The organism is Undibacterium sp. Ji22W (genome assembly GCF_049340305.1).
Classification (GTDB): Bacteria; Pseudomonadota; Gammaproteobacteria; order Burkholderiales; family Burkholderiaceae_D; genus Undibacterium.
In genome coordinates, this window is record NZ_JBMPOU010000001.1 from 140,546 (window position 1) to 162,203 (window position 21,658).

The following is a 21,658-nucleotide window of genomic DNA, read 5'->3' on the forward strand; positions in this document are numbered from 1 at the left end:
TTCTGTGTTTGCGTAAAGAGTTAGATAAGCTAGTTGACTTCATTTTAGATCCTCTTTTTTGTTGAAATTACGATGAAAACTCAGTGCGAATGGTGTCAGGCTACGCCCTTAGTTTTTGTAAATCATTGACCGCAATCAAGAACAATTTTGAATCGAGGAAAGTCTGAGATAGATCAAACTATGTTTAAACTCTGGGAGAGAGATAGTAGAAAAAAAGCGATTTTTTCTGGGTAAAAACAACATCAAGTTTCATTCTTGGGTTAGTTGTGCATACAGACGAGGTAAAAGTTGTGGCAATTCCGCTGCATTTTTGACGACGATATAGCCTTTCGCGCCAAACAGATGCGGCAAGTAATCTTCGGCTTTTTCATCAATCGTGACGCAAAAGGGAATCAGCCCTAACTGACGCGCTGCATGAATTGCGACACGTGTGTCTTCGATACCATAACGTCCCTCATATTGATCGAGATCGTTGGGCTTACCATCGGTAAGGATCAAGAGTAATCGTCGGGAGTTTTTTTGCTGCTGCAAAATCGCAGAGGCATGGCGGATCGCTGCGCCCATACGGGTGTAAAACCCCGGTTTGATGTGTGCCAGACGGCCGCGGATTTGGTCGTTATACTTTTCATCGAAACCCTTGAGCAAGTGGAAGCGCACGTTGTCGCGCCGCACTGACGAGAATCCATACAAAGCGAAGCGATCACGTGTTGCAGCTAAAGCCTCACAAAGTAAATACAAACTATCTCGTATTACATCAATCACACGCGCCTGATTGTTCACCCACGTATCGGTAGACATGGATAAGTCAGCGAGCAAGAGGCAAGCCAGATCGCGGCTTTGCTGGCGATTGTCCAAGTACAAGCCGGGGCTCGCCACTGCAATTCCATGACGATTCGCACCACTGCTAACACCTCGGCGTTCTGCGCTGAAACGGACGCAGGCATCGATATCAATATCGTCGCCACTCAGTTGTCCGCGCAGGCGTTGGCGTTCTGGCGTTAAGCTTTGAAATTGCTGGCGTAATCGTTTGGCAGTGCTGCGTAAATGCGCAGGTAGAGTTCGTGCTTCAGCATCACGTGCTAATAGCATTTGTACGCAGGCGTGTTTTTCCAAGAGTTTTTGTTTTTTGTAATGCCACTCGGGATACAAGATACCGTCGGCGAGTAGCAAATCATCGTCGGCTTCGGCTGGCAAATCGAGATCGAAACGTATACGACTAGCGGTACTCTTGCCATCGTTCGCGACGCTGAGGACGTCAAAATCATTCGCCGCTCTTTGCGCATCGGGATTGTCGTCTTCATCGAGAGGTCGATTCACTTTCACATATTCTGCCCAGGAGAATAAACTCTCGGCGCGAAATAGCAGCATGAAAGGACTAGGGTTATCGGGCATGTCAGTGCGCTCAGCCATACGTTTGCGCTGTTCGCTATCGGTTTGGGCTGCACTGCCTTGGGCTTGTTCTGGCGTGAGTTTGCTGGCCGGCCTGCCGCTTTTAGCATTGCTGTTGGAGGGGGAGTGTAACCATAGAATCACGGGAACAACATTGAAGTCTTTGCGTCCTACTTTTTTCAAATCAGACAGCACACTTCCGGGTTCTAACAATGCCTGACGGATTAGTAATTCATTTTCGGCTTCTTGCTTTTTTAATTTTGTCGGATCAGGCCGCCGTGCGAGCGTGGCATGCACCAATCGTGCATAGCGCTCCTGCAATGAGGGGAAAGCGTTCAACAGCGATTTGGTTGCGGATTGATTGCGTCGTAAATGGGACGCTTCCGGGGTGACATCATGCGCAACTAAAGCTAGCAACCATAAATACAATTCACGATTGAGTTCACGTTCTGGAAAATAATCAATACTGGCAGGTAAGTGCAAAGTCGTTTCATCAGACCACGTTAGTTCAGCTTTCTCGCCAATACCGGCAATGCGTTCGAGCCAGCCACGACGCGCGCCATGTGTGCTGGCGGAACCGGATTGCAAATTAATTCCAGGATCACCACCGAGGGCACGAAAGAAGGTTGCGGCGATGTTTTTCATCTGTGCCAATTCAACCCGGGCTTCTGGATAGCCTTGGTACGCGACACGGGTAATCAATTTATCCCACAGCCCGCCTATATATTCTTCCATTCGTGTGCTTTCATGGTTAAGGTGCATACATCTTTTGTAGGGCGGGTGCAAGCCGCGCGGTACATAGGCCGGTCTTGGGTGGACTACGGTTTGGCGGCGCGGGTTGCACCCGCCCTACAAGTTAGACGTCTTCTCTACGCTCAAGGATTTTGTATGTCTCGATTACCATTATTCTTCGCATTATTGATTGGAATCGAATTATTCTTCTCCAGCTTAATTTGAATAATCCGCGCGGTACTACCATTTAATGCCGCTTCCGATTCTGCATGGGCTTGATTCACCCATTCGAGTAAATTGCCTTGCGGATTGTCGCTCTGCGTTTGTGTGCAGGCGTCGGTACATTGACCACATTGCACACAAGCGAACATCAGACGTTTGACATTGCGCGGATTTAGACGCATAGGGCAAACGTGGTCACAGGCCGAGTAACAGGTTGAACAGTCTTTCGCTCTTTCTCGTTTGAACCCAATCACCATCGCCTTGTCGTTTGCCATCCAAGCCAGACTTTGGAACAAGCCTAGGGCGCATGCGTAGCGGCAAAACAGATGACGTGCAAACATAAATTCAACGAAGAAGGCAATACTGCCAGCGATCAGGAAGACGCTTTGATTGCGCGTCAACGTGCCATGCCAGAGATTGCCGTAGATTTCTGCTGGCGGCAGTAAATACGTCAGTAACACTGTCGCCCAAGTGATCGCACAAATAATGACGAGCGGGATGACGCCGAACCACCAGATCGCGTCTGGTTTGGCGTCGCTGCCGTCAGGATTGCGCGTTGGCAGTGTGTCTTTGTCCCATAAACTTTGCTTACCTATGGCACGTCGCAGCGTTTGATTGATGGTTTCCACGATAGAGAAGTGTGGGCACAGCCACCCGCAATAGATTCGCCCCCATTTCCATGCAACATAAATCACGGCAGCCACGACGAGAATCAAGGGCAAGATCGCATGTAGGAAAATTGCCTTAGCGGCCTGTCCTGCAGTGTCTTTTCCGGCCACAAAATCGTTTAAGCCTAAAGTCCAATCCATGCCGAAAATGATGAAGTGTTTGAGATTTAAATCTAGCCGAAAGATGTCAAAGATAGGAGCGAAGACGAACAGCAAAAAGAAGCCGACCTGCGTCAAACGCCGCCATTGTTGGACGGGAACACCCCATAATCCTTGATGTGTTTTAACTGACATGGTGAGGCTCGTTTATCCGCGTCGACCAACAGCTTTGCCGATCAGCGGATAGAAATACAGTTTTCCGGACAATGCCTTGGTCAGTGCAAAGACCCCAAACAGGATGAAGACTGAATGCACGCACAAGACGTACAAGATTAAAACGATCCAAGTGCTTACCTGACGTAAATCGCCAAATAATAAAATACCCGCGCTGACCAAGATCAACATAAAGCCAGCACAGATGCTGGCACGCAGAGCCTGAATTAAATGGCATTGCACCAACGTCGACACATTGTGACGCTGACGTTGATAAAGCAATAGCAGTAACACGAACGCGGCAAATGGCAGCAGTAAAATGTTTAACAAATACAGGGTTGCCGCAGTACTTGCTATTTGAATTTCCTGTGCAGTTGGTTCCAGGATTTTCATGGCGTTTTACCTGATGACTTACCACTGCCAAAATGAAGTTTGACGACCTCCATTAACGCAGTGATGGTGTCAAGATCGTCAGTTAAAGGTTCAACCAATGCAGCGGCGCATGCTTCAATCACTGGGCATCCAGCGGCGATTAGATTCGCGGCATAGACCAGTAAGCGGGTCGAGGCTGCTTCATCTAAATCATGTTGTTTGAGCTGACGAAAGCGTTGTGCGATATCGACCAAACGTGTTGCCAACGCTAGATCGATGCCTGCTTCTTGCATCAAAATACTTTGTTCTAATTCTGCATTGGGATAATCAAACTGTATCGCCAAGAAGCGTTGTCGTGTCGATGGCTTGAGATTCTTAAGCAGATTTTGATAGCCAGGGTTATACGACACCACCAGCATGAATTCTTTTGGTGCAGCCAATTCCTCGCCGGTACGTTCGATAGGCAAGATGCGTCGGTCGTCAGTGAGCGGATGCAATACCACGGTGGTATCTTTACGCGCTTCCACGATTTCATCCAAATAGCAAATGCCGCCCTGACGCACGGCGCGGGTCAGCGGGCCATCTGACCATAAGGTTTCACCGTCGCCAATCAAGTGACGGCCGACCAGGTCCGCCGCAGTTAAGTCGTCATGGCAAGCAACCGTTATTAATGGACGAGCCAGTTTCGCTGCCATATGCGCGACGAACCGCGTTTTACCACAACCAGTTGGCCCCTTAATGAGTAAGGGTAACTGACGCTGATAGGCAAGTTCAAACAGGGCACATTCATTCGCAACTGGTTGATAGTAAGGAATCTCAAGTTTTGTAGAAGTTTGCACCGCAGCGGAAGAGAGAAACTCTTGATGGCTTAAATCATTCATGAACAACTTTCGTAAATCGATTTCAAACAACTTTCCAAATCAAAAACGCCCGACGATGTTTTGTCGGGCGTTGCCTTGCTTATGAAGCCTGAGATGGATTCTCGGCTTGGTCTCCACCAACAAAGAAGCTAAAGATATACAAGCCCAATCCAATCAGGAAAACCACACCAGAGGCAAGACGTAACCAATAAAAGATCATCAGTTGATCTTGCGTTGCCATGAAACTCAATGGTGATGTCGCCATGCGTTGTAACCAGACCTGCAAAATACCCGCAGCGGTCAGGAACAAGGTAATGAAGACCATCGACACTGTCATCAACCAGAACGACCACATTTCGACGACTTGAGATTTATTGCTATTCGCTTGACGACCACGCATGAGCGGCATGGTGTAGCTGATCATCGTCATTACCACCATCGCATACGCACCATAGAATGCCATGTGTCCATGGGCGGCCGTAATTTGAGTGCCATGCGTGTAGTAATTCACTGGTGATAAAGTATGCAAGAAGCCCCATACACCTGCACCTAAGAACGCCATCACACCCGTACCCAAGGCCCACAATACCGCGGCACGATTCGGATGGTCACGACGGCGACGATTGACCATGTTGAACGCAAATACAGTCATCATGAAAAAAGGAATCGGTTCTAAAGCGGAGAATACGCTACCCCACCATTGCCAGTATTCAGGCGCACCGATCCAGAAATAGTGGTGACCAGTACCGATAATACCGGTGATTAAGGACATTGCGATAATGGAGTACAACCATTTTTCGATCACTTCACGATCAACACCAGTGACCTTAATTAAGACAAAAGCCAGCATCGCGCCAAGGATCAACTCCCACACGCCTTCCACCCACAAATGCACGACCCACCACCAGTAGAATTTATCTTTGACTAAATTGTGTGGGTTAACAAAAGAAAACAGGAAGAAAATCGCTAAGCCCCACAGACCTGCCAACATCACCAAACTGATACTGGTTTTGCGACCGCGTAAGACAGTCATCGAGATATTGAATAAGAACACCAGCGCCACAATCACGATACCAATTTTGGTTGGCAAAGGTTGCTCGAGGAATTCTCGTCCCATGGTTTCGAGCAGGTCATTCCCGGTCATCTTTGCCAGCGATGCGTAAGGCACCGCCAGATAACCAACGACGGTTAAAGCACCTGCTACCAAAAATACCCAGAACATCAGCATCGCCAACTTCGGACTATGCAATTCACGTTCTGATTCTTCGGGGATCAAATAATACGCTGCGCCCATAAAACCAAACAGCAGCCAGACGATTAGCAAGTTGGTGTGCACCATCCTTGCCACATTAAATGGAATCAGAGGAAACAAGAAGTCGCCTATGATGTATTGCAAGCCCATGATCAGACCAAATAAAATCTGACCAACAAACAGGGCAATTGCCGCGATAAAGTAGGGCTTCGCGACGGCCTGTGATTTATATTGCATGAAGTTCTCCGCTTTTAAGTTTAAAAGTTTGCGTTATTAACCTTCGATATTCGGCGGCCAGTTATTGGTGTTAATCTCTGAGCTGTATTTCAGAAATTCGACTAAATCGTTCATTTCTTTTTCATTCAAATTGAACTGAGGCATTTGGCGACGACCTGGCGCTCCGGTCGGTTGAGCAGCCATCCATGCACGAATAAAATCAGGGCCACGACGCTTATAAACATTGCCGAGCTCAGGCGCAAAATACGCACCTTCACCGAGAAGCGTGTGACAGCCGATACAGTTGCGGGTCTCCCAAATCTTCTTACCACGGATGGCAGATTCGGTCAGGTTAGCGCTGTTATCTCGCTTAGGCAGCGCACTCATCGTGTCGAATGTCAGTGCTAAAAATAACAGGAAGAAAAATACAGAGCCGCCATAAAAAATATTTCTGGCGGTTGACTTGGTGAACGTTGAGCTCATGTCGAGTTAACCCCTAGTGAATGTAAATCATAAAAAGTACAGACTTATCGATGTGATTTGTCAGTGCTAATTGATGTTGTGGATGTTATTTCCCCACGTCACTGAGTGTAAGTGGCTATGGTTTAGCTTTCCTTGACTGTGGTCAATTTTGGAAAGATGACAATGAATGGAGATGTGGGACTGTCGTGTATTCAAGCATGCTTTGATGCGCATCAAAGTTTGTTCTCGACTTTGTTTGTTTTTGACGATCGTTTTGCAATTGCTGTCGAATGATCGAATCAGGCCGATGAAAAATTTAATGAATTTATGTAGTAGGTGCTCGATGCTATAAGTGTGCCTGCGTTTGGTTTCTTCTGACGGTCGACTGTTAGCTAGGTTTGCTGAATTTATTCTTTCCGCGCTTATCGGTAACTTCGGCTTAATTTCATATTCTTTCAATACTGCAGAGTGAATTAAGTGTCTTAAAAACATGATTTTATGAATATAATATTTAACTTCATGGTAGGATGTGTTTTTTATATTTAAATGAAGAAAAGGAATTTATGTCTCTCTCTCTCTCTCTCTCTCTCTCTCTCTCTCTCTCTCCCTCTCTCCCTCTCTCCCTCTCTCTATTCTTAACTTTAAGAAAATAAAGCAATACGTCGGAAAAATTTTCTTGGTGTTGCTAGTCGGTCTGGCTTTGATTCCAGCTGCACAGGCACAACAGAGGATCGTAATTACGGGTGCGCGAATCGTTGAAGACGGTTCCAGTGGTGGCAGGGGCGGTGGTGGAGGCGGATGTCAAGGGGCGATAAAATCGCGCACTTTTCCTCACACCGATCGAGGGACGGTAGGAGGCAATTGTTATACGCCGTTTCCTGTTGAATTTGATCCTAACTCTGGAGGTGTTTTTGCAAAAGAAGGCAGTAATGATGCGCGCTGTTTAAATAATGACACGCTAAAAAAAGTTACATCACAAGCCCCAGAGACTGAAAGACGAAAAGTTGCTAAGCTTATTATGGCTAAATTTGATGTGGGACAGGGATGGACGACAGTTGAGGGAAAAACTGCCTTAATGGTTATTTATGCCGACGGCGGAATTGATTATTGGGGAATTAAAGAGTCTGCTTTCCTTCCAAGTTTTGAAGTTTTAGATGTCTTACGATCAAATCCTGGTAATGGACAGGCCAAACCTAGATCCACGCCTTGCGCTTAAAAATTATGACAAAAATTAAGACCACTTTAGCAGGATTGGCACTTTGCATTGGGTCTTTGTTTATCTTTTTTGGGGGCAAAGACGATGACCTTCAGCCATCGCCTCAAGTAATGGTAAATCAAGTAGCGTCTTCTGAAGTTAATAAGGCGGCTGTTGACGCTACAACTACCTTACAACCTGCGTCCACCTTGTCTTCGCTAGCGAAAATGGGGCAAGATTATTCGACATCGAGAAATGCGCGTTCATTCGTCGCGAATGCAAAGCTTAGACCTGATTTAGGTGGTTACACTTTTGCTGGACAAATTCTCGCTGAATGCGATGTTATCGGAATAAATCGCTATCGCGAACTGCGTTACCTACCCAAGGAGAGTCAAGCTGATTTCGCCAAACGGAGTCAGGTAGCGCAATTTTGGTATCAGCGTTGTCAAGGTTTATTAGATAGCGAAGCGAATGTTCTTGCTACAGTCGATCTGCATAAGGAAGCGTTGAAAAATAATGATGCTTTGGCACAGTTGTCAGAGCGAATCGACAAAGCTATCGCGAATAAAAATCGAGTGGAAGTAAGAGCCGCACTTCAACAATTGCTTGCCATGAAGCCACCTTTAATTATGGGACACGCGCTTTATTCAATTGCCCGATCAGAGGCTGCATTCTATCAAGATAGAGGGACGCATGAGACGGGTATGTGGTTCGACGGAAAGGTGCGCCTCGATGCTGAAGAGCAATTTTACTATTTTGCACTCGATTTACTGTCCTGCTCGTTTGGTAATATATGTGATCAATATGACACTTATGTTGTTGATGCTTGTTTGGCAGGGGGAGGCTGCTACCCGGATCGCTTTACTTACATCCGAAACGTGACCATGGCGAGAACGTTTGCGAAATATCCTGAGGCTGCAGAAAAAATGTATCAGAGTTTGCTAGCCATGCATCAACGCCTGGTTGCGGCGATAGAACGCGGTGATGTCGATGCGTTTATGCGACCATGATGTGTTGGTTGATTCAAAAAGAGCTTAATTACTCCAAAAATGCTGAGTTGAAATTCAGTCGTCTATTTTTAGACTAATTTGTCAGAGACGATTTAAAAAAAAATGTGATGGTGCTTCACCAGCGCATTTTCGCCCAAGCCGTTTGTTGTACTGGATTAAGAAAAGTCCATGCAATAAAACGGCTTTGTTTTTGCCCATGCTGCATATAGATCGTTTTGCTTTGTAGGACTTGCGCTTGCTTCAAAGCCGCATTAATGGCTGGTAAATTGGCGGCTTTAGACACCAATGTAGTGAACCAAAAGCAGCGAGTAGAAAATGTCTGACTTTCTTGAATCATTTTTTGAATGAAAGCGAGTTCACCTCCATCGCACCATAACTCTGCTGCCTGACCACCAAAATTGAGCTTGGCATCAACTGACAACGCCGGTTTCCCCAGATTCTGCCATTTTCTATCGGTGCCACTTTGCGCTTCGGTGGCTGAAGTGTGAAATGGTGGATTGCACATAGTGAGATCAAACCATTCGTCCTGTTGCAGGATATTGTGAAAAATATGATTGCGATTTTTCTGCAGTCGTAGTTCTATCTTTTTGTCCAATTGTGGGTTCGCTTGCAAGATGTTTTGGAGATTCGCTAGCGCATCAGGATTAATGTCTGCCGCGACAAAATTCCAAGCGTATTCGTGACTGCCTATGAGCGGATAAATTCCATTTGCTCCAGTTCCTATGTCTAACACATGGACACTATTTTTCTTTGGCGGTTTGCCTCTATTCGCCGCAATTAATAAGTCTGCTAAGCCATGAATATAATCCGCGCGCCCAGGTACGGGTGGACACAAATAATCATCGGGAATATCCCAAGCGCTGATGCCGTAATGATGCTTGAGTAAAGCCCGGTTAAGAGCTTTCACCGCTTTGGCGTCAGCGAAGTCTATGCTCAGATCACCGTAAGGATTGGCGCTGACAAAATGACCGAGTGCCACATTACCAGCATTCCTGTCCGCATCGATTAGTGCCGCGAAGTCGTATTGCCCTTGATGCCGATTGCGTGGATGGAATCTTGTTTGCTTAGGTGTTTTTTGTGATTTGTAGCGAGGGCTAGACATAAGTGGATTTGCAAGATGTGAGGCGGTAATTAAGTAGTAAAGTGTGTAAATGAATCAGTCAATCTTGAATGATTTTGATATTTAACAAACAAAAACGCCCGCGCGTTGCGGGCGTTTTTGTTTGGGATTTGGGTAGTAAAATTTACGACCCAAGCATTGCCCAAAGCAATATGGAAATCAGATCCGATTAGGACAGATGACCAGAAATGAGTTTTGTCATTTCAAACATGGAGACTTGTTTCTTGCCACCGAAAACGGCTTTCAATTTGTCATCCGCATTGATATTGCGTTTGTTTGCTTCATCTTGCAGCTTGTGCTTTTTGATGTATTCCCAGATTTTCTTTGTTACTTCAGTACGAGGCATTGGTGCTGCGCCGATTACGGCTGCCAATACTGGAGACAAAGTCATCGGCTTCATGAAAGCTGCATTTGGCTTACGTGCTGCTGCAGGCTTCGCTACTTTCGCAGGCTTAGCTGCTGGTTTTGCCGCTGCCTTCGCTGCAGGTTTAGCTGCTGCTTTTACGACTGGTTTTTTTGCTGCTGCAGGTTTCGCTGCTGCTTTTGCGGCAGGCTTAGCTGCTGGTTTTGCTGCTGCTTTTTTTGGTGCTGTTGCCATATTGAGGCTCCTTCACAATTGTCTTGGAAAATGCGCCATTTCACGCAGTGCTTATAGTGGTGCCGATTACAGAGTGATGCAAGTGTTTTTTTTTGCTTTTTGCGAAAAATGTGTGAGAAATCATGACAGACGTGGTTTTCAGAGGGGAAAATGTCGTTTTTCCTCTGCAGAGTGGCTGAAATGATGGGATTGTGCTCGATGAAAATGATTTTTAAAAAACGTAAAAACAAGAATTCTCAACATGGAGACATGTAGATGTAGAGAGAAAACAGGAGGGTGTTTTAAGTGGGAAGGAAGTAGCGTTTTGGCGCCGATTGTAGGGATTGAAGTACCTAAATTAGTCAAGCAATGTTGGGGATCACTTCGTTCAGCACCAACCTACGATTTTTGAAAACGTAGCGAAACGGCTTTGTTTCATTCAAAAAAACGCAAATCGATTTGCCTGCGGAAATTCAATTATAGGGATGCAGTGCGAGTCGTTTCTCGCAGCAATACTGAGGTATTGCGAGGAGGCGCAACGCCGCTGCACCCAATAATTGGATTTCGTTGACGCCTATCGCATCATGCCCTTGAGGCCGCGCATCATTTTCATCATGCCGCCGCCTTTGAGTTTTTTCATCATACTTTGCATCTGATCAAATTGTGCCAGCATACGATTGACTTCTTGGATTTGCACGCCCGCACCGGTAGCAATGCGACGTTTGCGTGAGGCTTTGATCAAGTCAGGCTTCGCGCGTTCTAATGGGGTCATGGAATTGATAATGCCTTCCATGCGACGCATTTGTTTTTCAGCGTTATCCATGTTCGCACCGCTGGCAGCCTGCTGGAATTGCGCGGGTAATTTATCCATCAAACTCGATAAGCTTCCCATATTCTTCATTTGACTTAACTGCATTTTGAAGTCATTCATATCGAACTTGCCGCCGACCTTGATTTTTTCTGCAAGGCCTTTCGCTGCTTCGACATCCATGCCTTTTTGTGCTGATTCGACTAAGGCGAGAATATCACCCATGCCGAGAATGCGATTTGCCATGCGGGTCGCATCGAAGGCTTCGAGCCCGTCAAGTTTTTCAGAAACACCTGCAAACTTAATGGGTTTGCCTGTGACATGGCGTACCGATAAAGCTGCACCGCCGCGTGAGTCACCGTCAAGCTTGGTAAGTACCACACCAGTTAATGGTAGGGCATCGTTAAAGGCTTTAGCAGTGTTGACGGCATCTTGCCCAAGCATCGCGTCGACTACGAAGAGAGTTTCAATAGGTTTGACTGCCGCATGCACGGCGGCGATTTCTTGCATCATCGCTTCATCAATACCGAGGCGACCCGCGGTATCGATAATCAATACTTCATGATGATGCTTCTTCGCCCAATCGAGCGCGGCTAAGGCGATGTCGACAGGCTTATCATTGATTGTACTTGGAAAAAAATCAGCACCTGCTTGTGCGGTGACGGTTTCTAATTGTCCAATCGCCGCTGGACGGTATACGTCGGCGGAGACTGTTAACACTTTTTTCTTTTTCTTTTCCCGCAGATATAAAGCTAGCTTACCTACGGTAGTGGTCTTACCCGCCCCTTGCAGACCCGCCATCAAAATGATCGCAGGAGGTTGTGTGGCGAAGTTCAATTCGGAAGCGTTGTCACCTAAGTCGGCACCGATCAGTGACGCTAATTCTTTCTGTACTACGCCAACCAAAGCTTGACCTGGGGTCAGGGAGCCGATGACATCTTCACCCATTGCTTTTTCTTTGACACGGGCGATCAATTCACGCACGGCTGGTAAAGCAACGTCGGCCTCTAATAAAGCCATACGGACTTCGCGCAGCATCTCCGCGGTATTCGATTCAGTTAAACGCGCTTCGCCGCGCATGGTCTTGACGACTTTGGCGAGGCGCTGGGTTAGATTGTCGAGCATAGTAAACCTCTATATAAAATCTTAACGCGGCCATCTGCAGGGGCATTGCCTGAAATTTTGATTATTTCAATCTATTAATATCAAGTAAAACGACATCAATAGTTGATTCACCCTGCAAAAATCACACAACCAATCACACAACTGATTACGATATTTGTACGTAATTTATAGGTAATTAATGCGCGATGAATACGCAATGAGATGGACATAAGCTTCATATTTTACCTGAAATGGGGGCGAAGGACCTGCATTTCAGGCATGGGGAATCGCATCTTCTATTTACTGAAGAGCCCGTTTGAACGGTTTTCGAGCTGCCGATGCTTCAGAGGCAAGCGAATCTGCGGGGTTAGGCGTTGATTGCCTGACGCAAGCGGTCCTCCTCTTCTTCCGTAAAGTCGAGGCAGCTGAAATCTTCATCCAATAGCAATATAAAAGGAGCGTTGAGCAGAGTAACAGCGAGTGCTAAATTTGCTTCTGTCGATATGAATAACGGCGCTTCATTTTCTCTGAATGCATTGTTCCAAATACGCTTTTTGCCTTTGATTGAAGTGCTAAAACGTACGCTGTTTGTTTCTGAAATTTCAGTCACTTCGGCGATGACAGGTTTCAATAGTACTTTTGAACGCAACATTTTTCTAAATCGTAGATCTTCGAGAATAGACAGCGCAGTGTAAAAACAAATAAAAAAGAATAATAGGCACCAGACGACAAGGACTGTTATTCGATTTTTTAGATGCTTTATTTCCAAATCGGTTGTAATCAATCGCATGTCTTTTTCTGAACGCACTGCAGCTATCGAATCGGCGGCTTGAAATCCTAGATAAGAAAATTCTCGACGTACCTGCACTTTCTGTGGCTCGGTCGGATCCGGTTGATAGCTAATGCTGGCGTTGCAGCTAATCAAAATATGCCGCATCACACGACAACTACCTTCTACTTGGGCCTGCGTATCTTTCACAGGTTTCTTTGAAATGCGATAGTCGTCAATAAGGTCAGGAGCTTCGATTATTGGCAAAAAGAAGAGAAATATGGCAGAGACAACCAAGATCGCCAAACTAAGCCAAGTATTGGTTAAGCGCGAATGTATTATGCTCATCGGGCGCTTAGGAAAGGCGTCGAGTATTTTATGAGTACGAGACTTTTGGGGTGTTGTTGGCATCGAGTTCGTATTTGACATTGCGATCGGTGTATCTGTGTTGGATTGGATCTAAATTGTAATAAATATTCGGAGAGAATTTAGAAAATGTCGTAAAAATACTTCTATATAAAGAGGGAAGATTCACTCTTGCTTTGTCGATGTTGAGGGCGTTTTTTTCGCAAGAGAAATTCTGATGAGAAGATTCAGACGTTTCGATCTAACTGAAGGAAAACGGGGTGGGCTGATTTCTCAACCCACCCCGTAATCTAGTTAATCTAGTCTAGCCTGCTGACGGTGAAGGCAGCAATCAGATTAGACCTGTCGCTTACTCCGCGCCCATTTCTTTCAACAGATTATCCGCCTTGTCGACATGTTTCATTTGCCACAGCATGTAACGCAAATCGACTTGGATAGAACGGCTGGAAGCTTTGTTGTAATCCCAGTCAGCGATGATGGAATCTAAGGTGCCATCAAATGCCAGACCGATAAATTCGCCTTTAGCATTCAACGCAGCTGAACCAGAATTGCCGCCAGTGATATCCAAAGTTGCTAAGTAATTGACCGGTACGGTTTTCAAGATTGGGTCTACATACTTACCAAAGTCTTTGGCTTTAATTGCCGCCAATTGATTGGCTGGCGCATTAAATTCACCTGTGCCAGTTGCTTTCGCAACGACGCCTTTCACTGTAGTGAACGCGGTCCAAGTTGTACCGTCTGCACCGAATGGACGGCTGGCGACTTTACCGAAAGTTACGCGCAAAGTACTGTTTGCATCAGGATAAACTGCCTGGCCTTTGCTCTTCATGTAGGCAATTTTTGCTTTCATGTAGCTGGCATAAGCTTTTTGCATATCTCCTGCAGATTCTTGATCAGCAACTTCGCGTTTCATGCCTTCTTCATACATGCCAACTGCTGCTTTGATAAAACTATCATTACTAGCTTTGAAGTCATCGACGGATTTTTCTAGCCAAGTAGCGCGAAACGCCTGATCACCAAATTGGCTGCCTGCATACATTTGATCTAATAAGGCTTTCAACTGGTCCTTTGTCATACCGTCTTTAATGCCCATGGCATTATCGAAGTTGGCATTGCGTTCTGTCGCAGGTGCCGCAGCGTATTTCACTAAACTATTTAAGACCAAGGCTTTATCAACTTTTTCGTCGTAGCTGCGTTCTATCGCGACGATACTTGATTTGAAACGTGACAAATCACGATTTTGGAAGCCAGCACGACGCTCTGCATCAGGCTTGGCTTTTTCGTTCGCAAGGCGATACAAAGTGCGTGCGGTGCTCAGGAAACGTGGATAAGACGAGGCTAAAAAAGATTCTTTTTTCGCTGTAGCATCACGTTTTGCGTAGATGGCTTCAATCTTGTCGATATCTGCGGCGTATTCCGCTTTCGTCTTAGGATTGGAGTTGACCCATGTCTTCAAGTCGGCATGTTCTTTGGATTTGCGCTCCAAAATGTCGCTGCCCGCATAGCTATCCAACATACCTTGACGGTTTTTGTAATAGTTATTGATACCAGCAACCATGCTCGCGTATTTTAAGTTTGCGTCTTTATTGTCTTTGGTTTCGTTGGCGATAATTGCCAATGTTTCTGCAGAGCCTTTGACGAAATTAGGGTACTCAAAGTCAAAGGTATATGAAATCTCAGATGGCAAGCGATGACGATTTGTACGACCTGGGTAGCCGAGGACCATCACGAAGTCGCCTTCTTTCAAACCATCTTTGGCCAATTTCAATACATGCTTAGGCACGTAAGGGACATTGTCTTTGCTAAATTCTGCTGGCTTGCCGTCCTTGCTCACGTAGGCGCGGTAGAAACCGTAGTCACCTGTATGGCGTGGCCACATCCAGTTATCCGTGTCGCCGCCGAATTTGCCGACACCTTCAGCAGGAGCATGTACTAAACGGACGTCTTTGATTTCCATTTGTTTGATCAAATAGAATTCCAACCCACCGTAGAAAGAAGGAATGCTGCAACGGAAACCAGCTTCTTTTTCGCAAGCGGCGATCATGGCTTTTTGATTTTTTTCGATCGCATCGCCCCGTGCTTTTCCAGTTAACTTGGCGACATCAGCACTGATTACTTTATCGCTGACATTCGTCACTTCGGTCGTGACGAAAATGCGAGAACCAGGGCCAGCGGGCAATTCTTCTGCCAAAGTTTTTGCCAGGAATCCATTCGCTAACAGATTGCGTTCTGGTGTGGAGTTGCGCGCCACGCTGTCATACACGCAGTGGTGATTGGTCGCGACAAGGCCCATAGACGAGACAAAAGAGGCTGAGCAACCGCCCAGACTGACGATGGCGCCCATTGGAAATTCTGTCAACTGCGTCAATGATTTCGGGTCTAATTTTAGACCTGCGGCTTTGAGTTGTTTAGCTACTTGTGGTAACTGTTGTGGCATCCACATACCTTCGTCGGCTTGTGCGAAACCGCCGGTGAGTGTGAGTGCGGCTAAAGCGAAAAGTGATTTTTTCATTTTAATTCCTGCAAAAAGACGATTGATTTTTATTAGTCCAGCCATTGGGGATAATTTTCAGGCGATCAATTATCCTATTTCCCATTCTGGAGTGCATGCGAGTATCTAGAAGCGACCATTCTTAGTCAAGCGAATTGCTCAAGCTTTTTGTACATATATTTAGGCTTGTTGTAATTAGGACTTATAAAGTTTCCGCAGAGGACTTTTAAGTGTTTCGTGTTCAGGTTCCGGAATGTCTTGCGCTGGAGCAGATCGCCTTCAGGTACTCGCTCAATTCCCAAACAAAGAGAAAAAAATAGTTCGAACATAGTGTAAACTTGCACCATGCTAATTTATTTATCTTTGGTGGCAGCGCTTTTATATGTGATCTGTCCATTTATACCTGATAGTCGACGCATGCTGGGGCTGGTGCTGACGGCGCTTGGCTGGACTGCGCATGGCCTAGCACTGGCTTTGAGTGTTTATGCCATTGATGCGCTGCGCATAGGTTTTGCGGTCATGTGGTCCGCGGCCATCTGGGTGTCGGTATTAGTCTATTTGGTTGAGAACCGGAATTTTTCCTTAGATGGATTACGAATTTTGATTTTGCCACAAGCTGCGGTTACCGCACTGTTGCCACTTGCTTTTCCAGGAAGCTTGGTTCACTTAACGGATAAACCAGCGATGTTTCCATGGCACGTAGGAATCGCCTTACTTGCCTATAGTACGCTGACAATTGCCGCATTTCATGCACTCGTCATGTACGTGCAAGATAGACAATTGCATCGAATGCGCGGCAAGCCTGTACAGTCTTGGTTAGAGAAAGCCTTAGATCGTCTGCCAGCACTTTTAAAGATGGAACATATCTTGTTCTTATTAGTCACCTTAGGTTTTATTTTCTTAAGCCTGACGGTCTTATCAGGTGTTATTTTTTCTGAGCAATTTCTTGGCATCGCGTTTAAGTGGGATCACAAAACGGTATTGTCTTTGTTGTCCTGGTTGTTGTTTGCCGTCTTGCTAGCTGGTCGTCAATGGCGTGGCTGGCGTGGAAAAGCTGTACTACGGATCACTTTGTTTGGTTTTTTGAGCCTCTTGCTGGCCTATGTCGGTAGCCGCTTTGTGATGGAAGTGTTGTTGCACAGGAGTGTGTTATGAGATTGTTGATGTGGTTAGGCTTGGCGGTATTAGTTTACTTCGCTGTCCGTAAAAGTTTTCGCGCGAATCAACCCCCGTCTAATCAAGCACAAACCGAAGAAACCGCTTGGGGCGACAATACTTTCCCACAATCGTCCGGCTCTAAACGTGTTGAAGCGATGTTAAATTGTGCTTATTGCCAAGTTTATTTTCCTTCATCGGAGGCAGTTTTGCGTGACTCTCAACAATTTTGTTGTGCAGAGCATGCCGAAGCTGCGACTAAGTCACATTAAGCAAAATGGCACGCAATGATCACCCATGATGTTCGGCATACGGAAATAAGTGCGACTTTATGGCGTTCATTGCAGACGCTTAATTTTTCGCGTGTCATTGTTGCACTTGCCTTACTACTCTCTCTCAGTTTTAAGTCATTTAATGATTATTGGCTAGTTGAGCCCGCATTTTTACGTGCATTAGCGGCGAGCTATTTATTAATCGCAGTGACATTTATTGCGATCAAAGTACGTTGGCAGCAGCGATTTTTGTTGCAACTGGTGACGCAGATTACGCTCGATATTGTCGTTATTTCATTGTTGTATGTGGGTGCTGGCGGTAGTAAAAGTGGCTTAATCATTCTTTATCTGTTCCCGCTAGCCGGCTTGGGTATTTTGGGTCCGATGTTGTTGGCACTATTTTTTGTGTCAGCTGTCTCCTTGTTTTTGTTGATGGTTAACGCTTATCAGGTCTTGCAAAATGAAGACAGCAACATTATTTCGCAGGCGGGCTTATACGGTGCGGCCTATTTTGCAGTGGTCTATGTTCTCAACCGCTTAGCAAAAAATCTGATCGGACAAGAAGAGTTAGCCAATCAACGTGGTTTTGAATTGGCTCTGCAACAAGCGATTAACAGAACAGTGATCGCCGATATGAATGACGGCATCTTGGTAATTGACCAAGAAGGTTATTTGTTTGAATCGAATCCCGCGGCGGAGCGCATGCTGGGAAACGCTAAACTGACACGTCCCACACAACAAAAATTACGTTTGAACCAAATCCCTAGTCTTGAGCCTATCGCAAAAGCTTTGGACGAGTGGACTCAAAGGCAACAGCCAGATACCACGAGCTGGTTACGTAACGAGGGGGCGTCTTTTGCAGTGATCAGGCATTACGTGGAGGAGCACAATCTCAATGCTAGTTATTCTGCCACAGAGGCGCCACATGAAGCGGCGACGCATTTGAAATTGCGTTTTGTCAGAATCGATGAAAGCGATTTTGATCACGTAGATTTACATTTAACGCCCTGTACCATTATATTTATGCAAAACGTGTCTGAGTTGGAAAATCAGGCGCAGCAACTCAAGTTGGCATCAATGGGGCGTCTGACCGCCAGCATTGCACATGAAGTTCGTAACCCATTGTCTTCGATTTCGTATGCCACTTCTTTGTTAGGGGAAGATGTGCACAATGAAGTTCAGGCGCGACGCTTGCTCAAAATTGTTGAAGATAATGTGACTCGGCTGAATCAATTAATTGAAGATATTTTGAAGTTGTCGCGTAAGGCGCAGATGAATCTGCAGCCTATCTTGTTGATGGATGAACTTAGAAATATTGTGCAGGAATTTGTTGAGACGCGCGGAATTTCAGAGCAATTGATTCATTTGAGTGATAGTGCCCGTTTTTATGTGGTGTTTGATCCTGGGCATTTGCATGAAGTGATTACCAATTTACTTTCGAATGCAGTGCGTTATGCCAGTGGTAAACCAGGCTGCATACGATTGAATATCAAAATATCTTCCGGAACCCGACGTGAATTGCATATTCAGGATGATGGTCCGGGAATTTCCGCTCTGGTTCGTGCGCATTTGTTTGAACCGTTTTATACAACGTCGAGCAAGGGCACTGGTTTAGGTTTGTACATGGCGCGTGAATTATGCTTGAATAACCATGCGGTGCTTGACTATGAGTACAGGAATGATGAGACGTCGACATATGGTATGGATCCGGGTGGCCGCTTCGTTATTAATTTTTCTTCGAATGAAAAATCATGAGTCCAAATGAATTGAGCCATTCTGCGCGTATTCTGGTGATTGATGACGAAGCCCATCTTCGCGAGCTATTGGAAATCACCCTCATTAAAATGGGCTTGGAAGTCGACACCGCCGAATCCTTGGAAGTCGCGCGTCGTTTTTTGTCCAAGCACACTTATTCCTTGGTGCTGACCGATATGCGTCTACCTGACGGCTCTGGCTTAGAGATGGTGGAGGAAGTCAGTGCTAATTTTAAAGCGACACCAATTGCTGTCATTACTGCGTTTGGAAGTGCAGATAATGCTGTGGTCGCGTTAAAGGCGGGGGCGTTTGACTACGTCTCTAAGCCCGTTGCGTTAGATCAACTACGCAAGTTGGTGCGGTCGGCATTGCAAATGCAGAATGTCAAACCTTTGGAGCAGGTTGCGATCGTCTCGGCCAAGCCTTCTAGTCCGTCCTTCTTAATTGGGCAATCAACTGAAATCCAACATGTCAGGTCACAAATAAGCAGGCTGGCGCGCAGCATGGCACCAGTGATCATTACGGGCGAATCGGGTAGCGGCAAAGAATTGGCTGCGCGTGAAATCCATAGAAATAGTGCACGAGTTGATAAGCCTTTTATTGCCGTGAACTGCGGTGCTATTCCCGAAGCATTGATGGAGGCGGAATTTTTTGGTTATCGCAAAGGCGCTTTTACTGGCGCCAATGACGATAGAGATGGTTTTTTTCAAGCGGCCAATGGCGGTACTCTCATGTTAGATGAAGTCGCTGATTTGCCGTTGGCGATGCAAGTGAAGTTGTTGCGAGCAATTCAGGAACGACGCGTACGCAAGGTTGGTGCGACGGTTGAAGAAGCAGTCGATGTGCGAATTCTTAGTGCGACGCATCAAAATTTAGAAGCTTGTGTGAGTGCCGGAAAATTCCGTCAAGATCTTTATTATCGTTTGAATGTGATTGAGTTATTGTTGCCGCCTTTGCGTCAGCGACTAAGTGATGTTCACGAATTGGCAACTTGTATACTCTTAAAATTAGCGACACCTGGCTATCCTATTAGTCTAAACCAAGCTGCTTTGGCCGCACTGCAAGCCTATGACTTTCCCGGCAATGTCCGTGAATTGGAAAACATCTTGGAACGCGCCGCTGCTTTTGCCAACGACGGCTGTATTGATGTAATTGACTTAGGCTTACGTTCTGGGTCAAGCCTGCGCGCACCGACTGCGCTGGAAGGATCTGCGTCACGGCATGATCACTTCACTAGATCAATAAGTGAGTCAATCGGCGAGCCGAAAAGTGGTCCCGATAAGGTATTCGTGCCCTTAATCGTCGATGGCTCGTTGGATACCGCTTCATTTCTGTCGGATCAGTCAGTTGGTTCGGAAATGGTGTTTGCAGCACCCGATTTGCCTTGTATATTACCTGACTACTTGGAAAGAATTGAGCGTGAGGTAATTCGTAGTGCCTTGGCCAAAACCCGTAATAACCGTACCCAAGCGGCAGAATTACTCGGCGTCAGTTTTCGTCAATTGCGTTACTCGATACAAAAATTGAAGATTAATGATGTTGAAACGGATTGAGCCATTTAGCTTGCCCGCCGCCGCTACCGACGATTGGGAAATGGACGCACATGCTTGGTGTACAAAGGCACAGGTCGTGGTTTCGCCGAATTTCGGTGCCCGTCCCGCTGGTATGGCGGTCGACTTATTAGTGATTCATAACATCAGTTTGCCTTTGGCTGAATTTGGTGGTGACTATATTCTGGATTTATTTCAGAACCGGCTTGATTGCGATGCGCATCCTAGTTTTGCGAGTTTGCGTGGGGTGCAAGTTTCTAGCCATTTTCTTATCCGACGTGACGGCCAACTTTTCCAGTTTGTTGCTGGGTCAGCGCGCGCTTGGCACGCAGGTCTCTCGCAATTCCAAGGACGCCAAGCTTGTAATGATTTTTCTATCGGGATTGAATTGGAAGGGTGTGACACCTGTGCTTTTACAGATGCACAATATCTGAGTCTGACGCGTTTGAGTGTTTGTCTCCTGCGACACTTTCCGGTACAACACATCGTTGGACACGAGGATATTGCGCCTGGACGCAAGACCGATCCAGGGCCGTATTTCGATTGGCAACGTTTTCAACAAAGTCTGCCAGGTTGGATGGTCATGGACGCCACCGATTAGATTTTATTGATCGTCATGAATTCATCGAGCGATTTTGTCTGCTGCTGAAAATTCTTGCAACATATGTCCTGAATACAAATAAACGTACAAAAGATGCTATAGATAGTAGTCATCTGTGGTTTATTTTTATCACGATCAAATTAAATTTTTGATGCTGTTGAACGCAATTTCATCAATTCATTTTCTCTGCTTGCACAAGTTTTCAGCACTTGATGTTAGTGGTCACTTACGTTGTAATCCCCGTTGTTTTGTGGCTTGACCAATGTCAAATGCTCGCACCGCTTTTGATCGAAATATATCGGTCTCCAGTTGAAAAAAGCGGTTGCGCTCTTTGAGTTGAGACACTAGAATTAGTGCAAATAAAAATAAACACACTAGATCTAGTGTTTTTTGGAATGTT

The 21,658-nt window shown here is 46.0% G+C and carries 18 protein-coding genes; 7 read left to right on the forward strand and 11 right to left on the reverse strand.

What is annotated here, in order from left to right; all coding sequences use genetic code 11:
* Positions 1-249: 249 nt before the first annotated feature.
* The 6 genes from ACO0KW_RS00575 to ACO0KW_RS00600 all read right to left on the reverse strand — a co-directional run bounded on the left by ACO0KW_RS00575 (position 250) and on the right by ACO0KW_RS00600 (position 6,506).
* On the reverse strand, positions 250-2,124 hold the full coding sequence (locus tag ACO0KW_RS00575; RefSeq protein WP_423049614.1) for a nitric oxide reductase activation protein NorD: 1,875 nt from the start codon (positions 2,122-2,124) through the stop codon (positions 250-252).
* Positions 2,125-2,264: 140 nt separating this feature from the next.
* Positions 2,265-3,305, reverse strand: a complete 1,041-nt coding sequence (locus ACO0KW_RS00580) for a 4Fe-4S binding protein (protein ID WP_423049616.1) — start codon at positions 3,303-3,305, stop codon at positions 2,265-2,267.
* 12 nt (positions 3,306-3,317) lie between these two features.
* On the reverse strand, positions 3,318-3,716 hold the full coding sequence (locus ACO0KW_RS00585; RefSeq protein WP_423049618.1) for a hypothetical protein: 399 nt from the start codon (positions 3,714-3,716) through the stop codon (positions 3,318-3,320).
* The gene (locus ACO0KW_RS00590; protein WP_423049620.1) at positions 3,713-4,576 is read right to left on the reverse strand and encodes a CbbQ/NirQ/NorQ/GpvN family protein; all 864 of its coding nucleotides are present in this window, start codon (positions 4,574-4,576) and stop codon (positions 3,713-3,715) included. The genes ACO0KW_RS00585 and ACO0KW_RS00590 overlap by 4 nt, the downstream gene beginning before the upstream one ends.
* Before the next feature lie 79 nt (positions 4,577-4,655).
* A complete protein-coding gene (locus ACO0KW_RS00595) occupies positions 4,656-6,044 on the reverse strand; it encodes a cbb3-type cytochrome c oxidase subunit I (protein ID WP_423049622.1) in 1,389 nt (462 codons plus the stop codon).
* 36 nt (positions 6,045-6,080) lie between these two features.
* Entirely contained in the window at positions 6,081-6,506 is a 426-nt protein-coding gene (locus tag ACO0KW_RS00600; protein ID WP_423049624.1) for a c-type cytochrome, read from the reverse strand.
* A 655-nt stretch (positions 6,507-7,161) separates the two neighbouring features.
* On the opposite strand from ACO0KW_RS00600, the gene ACO0KW_RS00605 reads away from it, so the two are divergent.
* Positions 7,162-7,701, forward strand: a complete 540-nt coding sequence (locus ACO0KW_RS00605; protein WP_423049626.1) for a hypothetical protein — start codon at positions 7,162-7,164, stop codon at positions 7,699-7,701.
* A 5-nt stretch (positions 7,702-7,706) separates the two neighbouring features.
* Positions 7,707-8,690, forward strand: a complete 984-nt coding sequence (locus ACO0KW_RS00610; RefSeq protein ID WP_423049628.1) for a hypothetical protein — start codon at positions 7,707-7,709, stop codon at positions 8,688-8,690.
* A 115-nt stretch (positions 8,691-8,805) separates the two neighbouring features.
* Here the strand turns inward: ACO0KW_RS00610 and rlmF are convergent, their stop codons facing one another.
* The 5 genes from rlmF to ACO0KW_RS00635 all read right to left on the reverse strand — a co-directional run bounded on the left by rlmF (position 8,806) and on the right by ACO0KW_RS00635 (position 15,946).
* Positions 8,806-9,792, reverse strand: coding sequence for a 23S rRNA (adenine(1618)-N(6))-methyltransferase RlmF (gene rlmF, locus ACO0KW_RS00615; RefSeq protein ID WP_423049630.1), 987 nt, complete (start codon positions 9,790-9,792; stop codon positions 8,806-8,808).
* Positions 9,793-9,979: 187 nt separating this feature from the next.
* Positions 9,980-10,408, reverse strand: a complete 429-nt coding sequence (locus tag ACO0KW_RS00620) for an SWIB/MDM2 domain-containing protein (RefSeq protein WP_423049632.1) — start codon at positions 10,406-10,408, stop codon at positions 9,980-9,982.
* A 553-nt stretch (positions 10,409-10,961) separates the two neighbouring features.
* Positions 10,962-12,320 carry a signal recognition particle protein gene (ffh, locus tag ACO0KW_RS00625; protein ID WP_423049634.1) on the reverse strand — a complete coding sequence of 453 codons (1,359 nt, stop codon included), beginning with the start codon at positions 12,318-12,320 and terminating at the stop codon, positions 10,962-10,964.
* Between the two features lie 346 nt (positions 12,321-12,666).
* Positions 12,667-13,416 (reverse strand): hypothetical protein, encoded by a 750-nt coding sequence (locus ACO0KW_RS00630; RefSeq protein ID WP_423049636.1) that lies wholly within the window; start codon positions 13,414-13,416, stop codon positions 12,667-12,669.
* 367 nt (positions 13,417-13,783) lie between these two features.
* The gene (locus tag ACO0KW_RS00635; RefSeq protein WP_423049638.1) at positions 13,784-15,946 is read right to left on the reverse strand and encodes a S46 family peptidase; all 2,163 of its coding nucleotides are present in this window, start codon (positions 15,944-15,946) and stop codon (positions 13,784-13,786) included.
* Between the two features lie 324 nt (positions 15,947-16,270).
* On the opposite strand from ACO0KW_RS00635, the gene ACO0KW_RS00640 reads away from it, so the two are divergent.
* Genes ACO0KW_RS00640 through ampD form a run of 5 tightly spaced genes read left to right on the forward strand, consistent with a single transcriptional unit; the run spans position 16,271 to position 21,258 of the window.
* On the forward strand, positions 16,271-17,080 hold the full coding sequence (locus tag ACO0KW_RS00640; protein ID WP_423049640.1) for a cytochrome C assembly family protein: 810 nt from the start codon (positions 16,271-16,273) through the stop codon (positions 17,078-17,080).
* Positions 17,077-17,352 (forward strand): PP0621 family protein, encoded by a 276-nt coding sequence (locus ACO0KW_RS00645; protein ID WP_423049642.1) that lies wholly within the window; start codon positions 17,077-17,079, stop codon positions 17,350-17,352. Before ACO0KW_RS00640 ends, ACO0KW_RS00645 begins: the two co-directional genes overlap by 4 nt.
* Before the next feature lie 15 nt (positions 17,353-17,367).
* The gene (locus ACO0KW_RS00650) at positions 17,368-19,107 is read left to right on the forward strand and encodes a two-component system sensor histidine kinase NtrB (protein ID WP_423049644.1); all 1,740 of its coding nucleotides are present in this window, start codon (positions 17,368-17,370) and stop codon (positions 19,105-19,107) included.
* Positions 19,104-20,660 carry a sigma-54-dependent transcriptional regulator gene (locus tag ACO0KW_RS00655; RefSeq protein ID WP_423049646.1) on the forward strand — a complete coding sequence of 519 codons (1,557 nt, stop codon included), beginning with the start codon at positions 19,104-19,106 and terminating at the stop codon, positions 20,658-20,660. The genes ACO0KW_RS00650 and ACO0KW_RS00655 overlap by 4 nt, the downstream gene beginning before the upstream one ends.
* Positions 20,661-20,700: 40 nt before the next feature.
* Positions 20,701-21,258, forward strand: a complete 558-nt coding sequence (gene ampD, locus ACO0KW_RS00660; protein WP_423051911.1) for a 1,6-anhydro-N-acetylmuramyl-L-alanine amidase AmpD — start codon at positions 20,701-20,703, stop codon at positions 21,256-21,258.
* The last annotated feature ends 400 nt before the right edge of the window (positions 21,259-21,658 follow it).

Bases quoted from the DNA above. Each gene is read 5' to 3' on its own strand.
- ACO0KW_RS00630 (WP_423049636.1), bottom strand. From the start codon at position 13,416: ATGAGCATAATACATTCGCGCTTAACCAATACTTGGCTTAGTTTGGCG.
- ACO0KW_RS00585 (WP_423049618.1), bottom strand. From the start codon at position 3,716: ATGAAAATCCTGGAACCAACTGCACAGGAAATTCAAATAGCAAGTACT.
- ACO0KW_RS00635 (WP_423049638.1), bottom strand. From the start codon at position 15,946: ATGAAAAAATCACTTTTCGCTTTAGCCGCACTCACACTCACCGGCGGT.
- rlmF (WP_423049630.1), bottom strand. From the start codon at position 9,792: ATGTCTAGCCCTCGCTACAAATCACAAAAAACACCTAAGCAAACAAGA.
- ffh (WP_423049634.1), bottom strand. From the start codon at position 12,320: ATGCTCGACAATCTAACCCAGCGCCTCGCCAAAGTCGTCAAGACCATG.
- ACO0KW_RS00610 (WP_423049628.1), top strand. From the start codon at position 7,707: ATGACAAAAATTAAGACCACTTTAGCAGGATTGGCACTTTGCATTGGG.
- ACO0KW_RS00645 (WP_423049642.1), top strand. From the start codon at position 17,077: ATGAGATTGTTGATGTGGTTAGGCTTGGCGGTATTAGTTTACTTCGCT.
- ACO0KW_RS00655 (WP_423049646.1), top strand. From the start codon at position 19,104: ATGAGTCCAAATGAATTGAGCCATTCTGCGCGTATTCTGGTGATTGAT.
- ACO0KW_RS00595 (WP_423049622.1), bottom strand. From the start codon at position 6,044: ATGCAATATAAATCACAGGCCGTCGCGAAGCCCTACTTTATCGCGGCA.
- ACO0KW_RS00620 (WP_423049632.1), bottom strand. From the start codon at position 10,408: ATGGCAACAGCACCAAAAAAAGCAGCAGCAAAACCAGCAGCTAAGCCT.
- ACO0KW_RS00650 (WP_423049644.1), top strand. From the start codon at position 17,368: ATGATCACCCATGATGTTCGGCATACGGAAATAAGTGCGACTTTATGG.
- ACO0KW_RS00640 (WP_423049640.1), top strand. From the start codon at position 16,271: ATGCTAATTTATTTATCTTTGGTGGCAGCGCTTTTATATGTGATCTGT.
- ACO0KW_RS00580 (WP_423049616.1), bottom strand. From the start codon at position 3,305: ATGTCAGTTAAAACACATCAAGGATTATGGGGTGTTCCCGTCCAACAA.
- ACO0KW_RS00590 (WP_423049620.1), bottom strand. From the start codon at position 4,576: ATGAATGATTTAAGCCATCAAGAGTTTCTCTCTTCCGCTGCGGTGCAA.
- ampD (WP_423051911.1), top strand. From the start codon at position 20,701: ATGGACGCACATGCTTGGTGTACAAAGGCACAGGTCGTGGTTTCGCCG.
- ACO0KW_RS00600 (WP_423049624.1), bottom strand. From the start codon at position 6,506: ATGAGCTCAACGTTCACCAAGTCAACCGCCAGAAATATTTTTTATGGC.
- ACO0KW_RS00575 (WP_423049614.1), bottom strand. From the start codon at position 2,124: ATGGAAGAATATATAGGCGGGCTGTGGGATAAATTGATTACCCGTGTC.